The following is a 9,955-nucleotide window of genomic DNA, read 5'->3' on the forward strand; positions in this document are numbered from 1 at the left end:
GTTCTGACCCGAATCCCCACTCGCGACACCCTCAAGAGGCGAGCAACTCCTGCAGCTCACGGATGGCGGCGTCGAGTTCCGTCGCGAACAGCTCCATCTCGTGCGCCACGTGCTTCGGCGTGCACAGGTACAGATTCAGCGAGTCCGGCAGCAGCACGTACGCGACGCCGATGCACTGCGGGCTGGTCGACCCGAAGCCGAAGTACCGGATGTTCACCGACGGCGCCGAGCTGGTGCTCAGGTAGTCGTTGCGCATCTTCAGCCAGCCCGGCGACGAGTACAGCGACGGGGAGTCCTCGACGCCACGCCGTTTCTGGATCAGTTGCAGCTCCCACAGGTGCTGCTCCGGCGCGTCGCCCGCCTGGCATTCCTTCGCCCGCGTGACGTGCTTCGCGGCCGCCGCGCGGAAAGCCGCCTGACGTGTCTGCCGGTCGGCGTGCGGATCGTCCATCACCCGGACGAACCACTGCACCTCGGGCGTCACGACCCGCATCGCTTCGGTGCGCCCGTTCTGGTACTGCCGCGTCGCGATCGACTCGTACGTCGTGCCGGTGATCCCCTTCGCACGCTTGTGCGCGAGCTGATACGCCATCTGCGCGAAGGCGTCGGGGGACATCCCCAGCTCCTTCGCCCGCTTCGCGCCGAAGTCGGTGAAGGACACCGTCTTCGTAGCGGTCGCGTCGGCGTACTCGGCGAAGGCCACCGCCGCGGCACGGGCGTCCTCGCGCAGCGCGTCACCCAGGACGAACTCGATGACCTCGGACGCCGGGACGCCGTCGGCGGGCGGCCGCTCCAGTCGTGTTCCGCTCAGCAGCGCGTCGGTGAACCCGAGGATCGTGGTCCCGTCGAGTTCGCAGTGCTCGACGTTGATCCCCGCCGTGCCGTCCTCGAACACGATCAGCGACACGGCCTTGTCGAACCAGCGGTTCCCGCTGTCGCCGTGCAGCAGCTTGTCGCACGCTTCCTGCGTGTCCGCCGGCGCGAAGTCCTCCAGGCACAGGCAGAACAACGCCGTCTCGATGTCGTCGAGCGCGGCCGCGTTCCCGCCGGCGAGCAGCGCTTCCCGCGTCGCCGCCCACTCCGCCCTCGCCTTGGTGGTGAAATGCCCGGCCGAGGTCTGCGGGTCTTCGACGAAGTTGCCGGACTTGACGATCACCTGCAGCCCCGCGACCAGCTGTTCGGGGGAGTACGGGCGACCGTCGGGTGCGATGACGTCCATCCGGAACGGGGTGCCGCGGTGGAACACCACGACGTGCCGCGCCCTCGACGGTCCGGGCCACTCCTCGCTGTACGGCCTGCGCGAGGTGTCCTGCACGGCGCCGGGGATCCGCGTCGCCGAGAACAGGTACTTGTGCTGCACCATCGACTGCGGCTGCCCGCGCAGCATGATCGGCGGCACCAGTTCCTCGTCCAGTTTCAGCTTGTAGTCCACCGCCGACGCCGCCAGTTCGGCCGCGCGTTCCAGCTGTCCCAGCGGGGATTCGGTGAACAGGAAGAAGAAGTTCGCGTTGAGCGCGATCCGGTCGCGGCGGCCGAGGTAGCGGTACGGCCAGAAGGTGTCGAGCCAGCTCTGGACGCCTTCCCGCTTGTCGAAGGCTTCGAGCGCGCTTTGCAGTTCGTGCGCCGGGCTTCCTTCCGCGAGGAATTCGGCGACGGCGCCTTCGGTCTCCGCGAGCTCGCCGGGGCTGAGCAGCGGCGAGCACCACTCGAGAAACCGGCGGCAGGTGTCCTCCAAGCTGGGGACGGGGACCCTCGGCAGGACCTCCTCGTTGCCGAACGTGCGGGTGGACGGTTCCGGACTGCTCACGATCATCCTTGATCTCGAAGGGGAAGGGCGTTCAGCGCGGCGGCGAGTTCGCCGGCCGCGCCGTCCGGGCGGGAGACGAACAGCCGCGCGTACAGCCGGCCGTCGGACTCCAGCCCACGCGGGTCGACACCCGCGACGGACAGATTGTCCAGGATCTGCGTCCGTTCCTCGGCCGAGGCGAACCTCCGCTGCCGGAAGACGCCGTCGGCCCCGGTCGTGTCGTACTCCAGTTCGGCGAGGCTTTCGGCGACCGACGCGTAGGAGAACATCCGCAGCACGAAATGCGCCATCCACGGCCGGTTCTCCCGCGCGATCCGGACGAGGGTCTTCTCGGTGACGTAGCCGACGCAGCCGGTCGAGATGACGATGTCGACTTCGGCCAGCAGCGCGCGCTGCTGCTCTGTCGGGTCTTCGCTCTCCAGATCCGCGTGGATCGCGTCGTCGATGAAGCCCGCGGCGAGCGCGTAGTCCAACGCGGGCGCGGAGGCGTCGAGGCCGATGAAGCGGACCTTGTCGCTCACGGCGAGCTCCTCGACCATCCGCCGATCGCGCGCGATCAGTTCGTCCCGGCTCAGCGCTTCGCTGTCCCGGTAGTGGTCGTACAGCCGCTCCATCGACGTGTCACAACGATGCAGCGCCGCGTTGACGCCGTAGGAACAGCCGAGGTCGAGCACCGTCGGGACCTTGACGTCGGTCTCCGCGCGGTATTCGTCGATCAGTTTCGCGAAGTAGGCCTTCGCCTGCTGGGGGATGGAGTAGTCCAGTCTGCGCAAGGTGCCGAAGAACGCACGAGGATCGGGCTCGGTGTAGATGTGATCGAAAGAGATCTTGCCGGTCGAATCCAATGGCACGGCCAAGCTCCTGACTTAGTCGAGCAGCTGATCGCCCCGGACCGCCGCGGACGCGACGTGTTCCGGCAGGACCCGGCCGAACAGCTGTCTCGTCCGCTCCGGACTGCCGATGACCCCAGGACGCTCGCTGTACGCGAAGATCGCGGAATGGCGGGCGACTGCCCCTTGAACACTACTCACCCGGTGCAGCGCGAAGCGTCCGCGAAACAGCTGAAGATCGCCGGGACGCAGAGTGAGCCGTCGGATCAGGTGATCCCCTTCGCCCGCCAGCACGGCACGGACGTCGTCGAAGTTCTCCGCCGTTTCGGAGCGGATGTTCGGGCAATATTCGAAGACGCCGCCCTCGGCCGCCTGCTGCGTGAGCATGCTGACGGTGTACTCGTTGGTGTCGAAATGCCACGGATGCGAGCGGCCCGGTTCGATCACGTTGAGCACCAGGCCTGCCAGTGGATCGGCGAGTTCGTGCAGTTCGGGGAGCTCGAAGCAGTCGGCGACGAACCGCTGGAACTCGCTGCTCGCGTACAGCTGCTGGATGATCGCGGTCGCCGGGATCCGGTCGCGTGCCACGAAGGCATTGCCGCGTTCCATGATCGTGCGGCCGGGGTGGCCTTCCGGCAGGGGAGTGTCGATGGCGATGTTGTAGGCGTTGACGCGTTCGACCTTCGCGTACGCCTCCGGAGCGATCTCCGCGCCTTCATGGCGAAGGGCGTCACGCAGCTCCGGACGGATGAAGTCGGTCAGCACACTGCAGCCCGTTTCCCGCAGTTCGGCACGGGTCCGGGAAACGATTTCGCGCCACGCCGGGCTTCCCGGGGCGGACAACGGATAGCGGGCGGTGTCGGCCACCTGGACTGCGCTCGCGGTCATCGACGTCCTCTCGGCTGGCCCGGAAGTGATTCTCGGGTTTAGCACAGAAAACGCCCACGACCCCCGCGCCTTGTGAGCGGTGCCACACGGAACGTGACGGCCCCCTTATCCGCGTTCGTACGCGGATAAGGGGGCCGTCATGGAGCTTTCGTCAGCTGGTGACAAGCGGCAGAAGCGGCCGCCGCACCGCGGTCGCGACGCCGTCGGACGCCTGGGAAGCGGCGATCCGCTCCGCCGTCGGAGTGCCGTACTCGGTGGTCCGCTGCCGCAGCGGACGGCCCAGCGGTTCGACCATCGCGCGCATGTCGCTGATCGTCTTGTACGACCCGTTGGCCGCCCCCGCCATCCGGCTGATCGTCTCCTCCATCAGCGTCCCGCCGATGTCGTTGACCCCGCCCTGGAGCACCGCGCGGCTGCCCTCTTCGCCGAGTTTCACCCAGGAACTCTGGATGTTGTCGATCGTCCCGTGCAGCAGCAGCCGGGCCAGCGCGTGCACCGCGCGGTTCTCGCGCAGCGTCGTCCCGGCCCTGGCGAGCCCGGCGAGGTAGATCGGGGAACTCTGGTGGATGAACGGCAGCAGCACGAACTCGCTGAACCCGCGTCGCCCGTTGCGCTCCAGGCCTTCCCGCTGCAGTTTCGCCAGCAGCTTCAGGTGCCCGACCCAGTGCGACGGCGTGTCGACGTGGCCGTACATCATCGTCGACGTCGTGGTGATGCCGAGTTTGTGCGCGGTGGTGACGACGTTGATCCATTCCGACGTCGGCAGCTTGCCCTTCGTCAGCACCCAGCGGACGTCGTCGTCGAGGATTTCCGCGGCCGTGCCCGGCAGCGAGTCGACGCCGGCTTCCTTCGCGCGCGCCAGCCAGTCCTCGATCGAGAGGTTGGTCCGCGAAGCGCCGTTGACGACCTCCATCGGCGAGTACGAGTGCAGGTGGATGTCCGGCTGACGGCGTTTCACCTCGGCCGCGAGGTCGAAGTACGCGGTCCCCGGCAGATCCGGGTGGATGCCGCCCTGCATGCAGATCTCGGTCGCGCCCGCGGCCCACGCCTCGTCGACCCGGTCGCCGACCTGCTCCAGCGAAAGCGTGTACGCGTCGGCGTCGGTGCGCCGCTGGGCGAACGCGCAGAACCGGCAACCGGTGTAGCAGACGTTGGTGAAGTTGATGTTCCGCGTGACGACGAAGGTGATGTCGTCGCCGTTCACCTCACGCCGCAGGTCGTCGGCGATCTTGGTGAAGGCGTCGAGCTCCGGCCCGTCGGCGTGCAGCAGCGCCAGCGCCTCGTCGTCCGACAGTCCGGCGGGGTTCTTTTCCGCGCTGCGCAAAGCATCCCGGATGTCGAGGTCGAACCGCTGCGGCGCGGTCTTGATGTTGCCCTTGATCTCGGCCCAGTCGCCGTAGACCGAGTCGAAGTCGCTGCGGCGGTCTTCCGTACGCCCGATCGTGTCGACCTCGACGTGCAGATCGGTGCGCCCGGCCTCCTTCCAGCCGCCATCGGGCTCCTGCCACGGGATGCCCACCGGGATGGCCTCTTCGATCGCGAGCCCGGTCTCGGTGTCGGTCAGCGGCGCGAGATGCGCGTTCATCCGCGGGTCCAGCCACGGTTCGCCGGCCTTGACGTACTCCGGGTAGATCGGGAGCCGCTCGCGCACGGTGAAGCCGAGTGCCTCGGTGCGGCGTTTGAGTTCGTCGATCTGCGGCCACGCGCGTTCGGGGTTCACGTGGTCGGGGGTCAGCGGCGAGACGCCGCCCCAGTCGTCGATCCCGGCGTTCAGCATCAGTTCGTACTGCTGGCCGATCAGGTTCGGCGGCGCCTGGATGCGCATCTTCGGGCCGAGCGCGAGCCGCGCGACGGCGATGGTCGCGGCGAGTTCCTCGAGATCGGCGTCCGGGGTCGCGCGCATCTTGGTGTCCGGTTTCGCGCGGAAGTTCTGGACGATCACTTCCTGGATGCCGCCGTAGGTCTTCGCGACCTTGCGGATCGCGAACAGCGAGTCGGCGCGTTCCTCGAAGTTCTCGCCGATGCCGATCAGGATGCCCGTGGTGAACGGCACCGAACTGCGGCCGGCGTCCTCCAGCACCCGCAGGCGCACGTCGGGGTCCTTGTCGGGCGAACCGTAGTGCGGGCCCCCCTTCTCGGTGTACAGCCGCTTCGCCGTCGTCTCCAGCATCATGCCCATCGACGCCGAGACCGGCTTCAGCCGCTGGAAGTCCTGCCAGGTCAGCACACCGGGGTTGAGGTGCGGCAGGACGCCGGTCTCCTCCAATACCCGGATCGCCATCGCCCGGACGTAGGACAGCGTGTCGTCGTACCCGTGCGCGTCGAGCCAGTCCTTCGCCGCCGTCCAGCGGTCCTCCGGACGGTCGCCGAGGGTGAACAGCGCTTCCTTGACCCCCATCGCGGCACCCTTGCGGGCGATGTCGAGTACCTCGTCGGGGGAGAGGAACGGCGACTCGACCCGGCCGGGGACGGTCGCGAAGGTGCAGTAACCACACCGGTCCCGGCACAACCGGGTCAGCGGGATGAACACCGAACGGCTGTAGGTGACCACGCCGGGACGGCCCGCCGCGACGAGCCCGGCGTCACGGATCCGGGAGGCGTGCCCGGACAGCGTCTTGAGGTCGTCGCCGCGCGCCTGGAGCAGGATCGAGGCCTCGGTCAGGTCGAGGGTCTTCCCGTCGCGCGCCCTGGCGAGTGCCCGGCGCATCGCCGAGGTGGTGGGGGCGTTCGCGTCAGCAGGGGATGCCATTCCCGCACGCTATGGCCGGACTCGCTCCACCTGCCAGTGCGCATCCCGCCACCGCGTCACCCACGCGGGCGTGGTCACCGTTCTCGCTGGTCAGAGCGTGATCTTGGTTGCCGATCACCGGGCCGGCGTGTATTACCTAAAGTGTGGCTTCGGTGATCGGCAAGAAGGCAGGCGGGCGGACGTACTACTACCTCGTCACCTCCGCACGGGTCGACGGCGAGCCCAGGGTCGTGTCGCAGCGCTACCTCGGCACGGCCGAGGAGATCGGGCGTGCGATGGACGGCGAGGTCTCCGCCCCCGGCGAAGCGCGTCACCGGACCTTCGGTGACGTCGCGGCTGTGTGGGCCACTTTGCGACAGCTCGACTTCGTGCGCCGGGTCGACGAAGCCGTCGGAGCCCAGCGCGCCGCGACCACACTGGGGACGCATCTCGCGCTCGCCGTCCTGCACCGGGCGACAGCCCCGGACACGGACCTCGCCACCTGGTGGGAGGACGGTGTCGCACGCGAATTCCTCAAAGCCGACCTGGCGAATCATCGGCGAGCGCTGCAACGGCTCACCCCGGAACGGATCGCGCGGATCGAGACCACGGTCGCCGAAGCGGTGCTCTCCTGGCTGGGGACGGGGAACGCCGCGCTCGCCGTCGACGTGCCGCAGTTCGCCACCTTCACCACGGCCGAGCCCTGCCGCTGCGAACTCGCCGGGCTCGGCCTCGTGGTGACCAAGGACGGCGCGATCCCGCTGGCATCGCACGTGTATCCGCGGGAAGGGGCGCCGCCGTTCGCCGCGCTCGCCGAGGATCTCCGCTCGCTGTACCCCGTCACGCTGATCTTCACCGCCGGCCAGGCCGCGCAACTGGACCTCGGGCGGCATTTCGTCGGCGCGCTCCCGCTTTCGGAGCATCCGGAGCTGCTGGCGAAACCGCCGTCCGCGCGCAAACCCGTCGACCCGGAACGCTTCGCCGGGCTGACCGCTCTCGACACCAGAGCCGTGGTCGCGGGCGTCCGGCGGCGCGTGATCCTGACCCATTCGGAGACCCTGCACAACGCGCAGGCGCGCGCGCTCGGCGAGGAACTGAGCACCGCGACGCGTGAACTCGCCGGCCTCGACGCCGCACTGGCCGCCGGCACGTATCGCGGCGACCGGAGCCAGGTGAACGCCGAAATCGCGCGGATCACCCGCGGCCGCCGCGTCGAACGGGTGCTCTCCCCTTCCTTGACGGGGACGAAACCGGGGGAGATCCGGCTGACCTGGAAGGTCGACGACGCCGCAGTGTCGCGGCTGCACGACGAGTTCTTCGGCAAACAGGTGCTGGTCACCGACCACGACTGGCCGGTGTCCGAGGTCGTCACCGCGTATCGGGCCAGGACCCACCTCGACTCGACGTTCCGCTGGCTGACCGGACCCGCCGTCGCCGGCCCGGCCCCGCGCTGGGACTGGACCCCGCACCGGATCGCGGTGCACACGCTGGTCACGGTGCTCGCGTCCACGGTCACGCACCTCATGCGGCGCGAGGCCGACCGCGCCGGGATGAACCTGTCGGTCCGCGAGCTGATGGACAGTCTCGCGGGGATAGGGGAGACGGTGCTGCGCTACCCGTCCACCGGCGGCCGCCCGCGGACCCGGCGCCTGCTGACCGAGCGGAGCCCGGAACAGCAGGCGCTCTTCGACCTCTTCGGTCTCAGCTCTCCCGATGGATATGCAAGGCGGAGAAGCTCTGCACCACCGGCATCAACTCGATGACGTTGATGTTCACGTGCTCCGGCTGCGAAGCCGCCCAGAAGACGGACTCGGCCACATCGGCGGCCGTCAGCGGCGTCGTGCCCTTGTAGACGTTATCGGCCTTGCTCTGGTCGCCCTCGAACCGGACGACGGAGAACTCCGTCCCGCCGACCAGTCCGGGCTCGACATTGGTCACCCGGACACCGGTGCCCTGCAGGTCCGCGCGCAGGTTGAGGCTGAACTGGTGCACGAACGCCTTGGTCGCCCCGTAGGCGTTGCCACCGGGGTACGGGTAGGAGCCGGCGACCGAGCCGATGTTGATCACGTGCCCGCGGCCGCGCTCGACCATCCCGGGCAGCAACGCGCGGGTGAGGTGCGCGAGCCCCTTGATGTTCGTGTCGATCATCTGGTCCCAGTCGTCGAGCTTCGCGCGGTGCGCGGGCTCAAGGCCCTTCGCGAGGCCGGCGTTGTTGACCAGCAGGTCGACCTGGGCGAACTCGGCGGGCAGCGTGCCGGGAAGCGCGGCCACCGCGTCGGCGTCCCGGACGTCGAGCTCGACGGGGAGGACGTTCTCGCCCAGCTCGACGGCCAGCTTGTCGAGCCGGTCCTTACTGCGCGCGGCCGCGACGACCTTGGCGCCGTCGGCGGCGAACCGGCGGACGATCTCGACGCCGAACCCGGCGCTGGCACCGGTCACGAAGACAGTCTTCTGGGACATGGAGACGATCACCCAATTTCTTTCAAGAACCGTGCGAACACGGCGTCGAACTCGGCCTCGCGCTCCAGATTAGGCATGTGGGCGGCGCCCTCGATCACCGCCAGGGTGGAGCCGGGGATGAGTTCATGCATGAGCTCGGCGTCCGAGACCGGCGTGAACTCGTCCTCGGTCCCGACCACGACGAGGCTCGGCACCCGCACCTGGGTGAGGCTCTCCCGGTAGTCGGGGCGCTCGGCCCTGCCCCTGAGCGCGGCCGCCGCTCCTTCCTTGGGCGTCGTGCGCATCATCTCCAGGACGTGCGCCGCCACGTCCGGCATCGTGCGGACGTTCTCCGGGGAGACCATCTTCGTCAGGACCTCCTCCGCATAGGGGTCGAGCCCCTCGGCGAGCACCCGGTCCGCCATCTCGTTGCGGACGCGCCTGCCTTCCTCTGTCTCTTCTTGAGGAGAGGTGTCGGCGAGCAGGAGCCCGGAGACGCGGTCGGGGTAGGTGCGGTGGAACTCCATGACGATCTGCCCGCCCATGGAGAGGCCGCCGAGCACGAAACGCTCGAGACCCAGGTGATCGGCGAGACGGACGATGTCGGCGGCGAAGACGTCGAGCCCGGTCTTGCCCGGGACCACCGTCGTCTCGCCGTACCCGCGAAGGTCCGCCGTGATGACCCGGTAGCCCTCCCGGCTGAAGCGCTCAGCCTGGGGCCGCCACATCGAACGGTTGAAGGGGTGGCCGTGGACGAGGACGACGGGCAACCCGCTGCCGAGGTCGTCGTAGGCGACGGAGATGCCGTCGAGTTCCGCAGTGCTCATGAGCCCGACGCTAATCGGAGCAATCCAGGAGTTCAATACGGTGCAATGTACTCGGAGCAATGTTTCTTCTCCGGTGTTCACCTGGGCGGCCCCGGCGCGATCACCGGGTGATCGACCGGCGCGGGCTCATTTCCGCTCGCTGACCTGCGGAAATGTCGTTAAGGTACCCCCCTGTTTTGAGGGGTTTCCGGCCATGTAAAGTTCTCCAAGTCGCCAGGGAAACCGGGTGACAGAGTAAGACTGAGACACGAACCAAGCTCTCACCTCAAGGTGATTGAGTGGGTGTCTCACCAAAAACTGCTAGGAATGACTGCTTCGGATAAGGCCGCGTGAGTGGTGCGATTCGGGGTGTGTTGCTTGAGAACTCAACAGTGTGCTAGTGAACTAAGCCAGTAGAGCTTATGTATTTGAACCTCGTTTGAGGTTCCTTTGAGAG

At 68.1% G+C, this 9,955-nt stretch carries 7 protein-coding genes; 1 reads left to right on the plus strand and 6 read right to left on the minus strand.

Translation table 11 applies throughout. From position 1 onward, the window contains the following. Positions 1 to 31: 31 nt before the first annotated feature. The 4 genes from DMH03_RS39905 to DMH03_RS39920 form a co-directional block, all read right to left on the minus strand. Entirely contained in the window at positions 32 to 1,813 is a 1,782-nt protein-coding gene (locus DMH03_RS39905) for a choline/carnitine O-acyltransferase (RefSeq protein WP_199749206.1), read from the minus strand. Beyond that, the gene (locus DMH03_RS39910; protein ID WP_125797202.1) at positions 1,810 to 2,652 is read right to left on the minus strand and encodes a class I SAM-dependent methyltransferase; all 843 of its coding nucleotides are present in this window, start codon (positions 2,650 to 2,652) and stop codon (positions 1,810 to 1,812) included. Before DMH03_RS39910 ends, DMH03_RS39905 begins: the two co-directional genes overlap by 4 nt. 21 nt (positions 2,653 to 2,673) lie before the next feature. Then, positions 2,674 to 3,525, minus strand: coding sequence for an arpA protein (locus tag DMH03_RS39915; RefSeq protein ID WP_125797187.1), 852 nt, complete (start codon positions 3,523 to 3,525; stop codon positions 2,674 to 2,676). A gap of 151 nt (positions 3,526 to 3,676) precedes the next feature. Beyond that, positions 3,677 to 6,274, minus strand: a complete 2,598-nt coding sequence (locus DMH03_RS39920; RefSeq protein ID WP_125797188.1) for a bifunctional FO biosynthesis protein CofGH — start codon at positions 6,272 to 6,274, stop codon at positions 3,677 to 3,679. Between the two features lie 143 nt (positions 6,275 to 6,417). Here DMH03_RS39920 and DMH03_RS39925 point away from each other — a divergent pair, with 143 nt between their 5' ends. After that, the gene (locus DMH03_RS39925; protein ID WP_125797189.1) at positions 6,418 to 8,016 is read left to right on the plus strand and encodes a transposase; all 1,599 of its coding nucleotides are present in this window, start codon (positions 6,418 to 6,420) and stop codon (positions 8,014 to 8,016) included. Here the strand turns inward: DMH03_RS39925 and DMH03_RS39930 are convergent. Then, complete coding sequence (locus DMH03_RS39930; protein ID WP_125797190.1) at positions 7,955 to 8,713, minus strand: SDR family oxidoreductase; 759 nt, start codon at positions 8,711 to 8,713, stop codon at positions 7,955 to 7,957. The two genes, DMH03_RS39925 and DMH03_RS39930, sit on opposite strands and share 62 nt — an antisense overlap. A gap of 8 nt (positions 8,714 to 8,721) precedes the next feature. Continuing rightward, positions 8,722 to 9,519, minus strand: a complete 798-nt coding sequence (locus DMH03_RS39935; protein ID WP_125797191.1) for an alpha/beta fold hydrolase — start codon at positions 9,517 to 9,519, stop codon at positions 8,722 to 8,724. Positions 9,520 to 9,955 lie beyond the last annotated feature (436 nt).

Origin of the sequence: Amycolatopsis sp. WAC 01376, assembly GCF_003947415.1 — a bacterium.
Taxonomy (GTDB): Bacteria; Actinomycetota; Actinomycetes; order Mycobacteriales; family Pseudonocardiaceae; genus Amycolatopsis.

Bases quoted from the DNA above. Each gene is read 5' to 3' on its own strand.
- DMH03_RS39905 (WP_199749206.1), bottom strand. From the start codon at position 1,813: ATGATCGTGAGCAGTCCGGAACCGTCCACCCGCACGTTCGGCAACGAG.
- DMH03_RS39915 (WP_125797187.1), bottom strand. From the start codon at position 3,525: ATGACCGCGAGCGCAGTCCAGGTGGCCGACACCGCCCGCTATCCGTTG.
- DMH03_RS39920 (WP_125797188.1), bottom strand. From the start codon at position 6,274: ATGGCATCCCCTGCTGACGCGAACGCCCCCACCACCTCGGCGATGCGC.
- DMH03_RS39930 (WP_125797190.1), bottom strand. From the start codon at position 8,713: ATGTCCCAGAAGACTGTCTTCGTGACCGGTGCCAGCGCCGGGTTCGGC.
- DMH03_RS39935 (WP_125797191.1), bottom strand. From the start codon at position 9,519: ATGAGCACTGCGGAACTCGACGGCATCTCCGTCGCCTACGACGACCTC.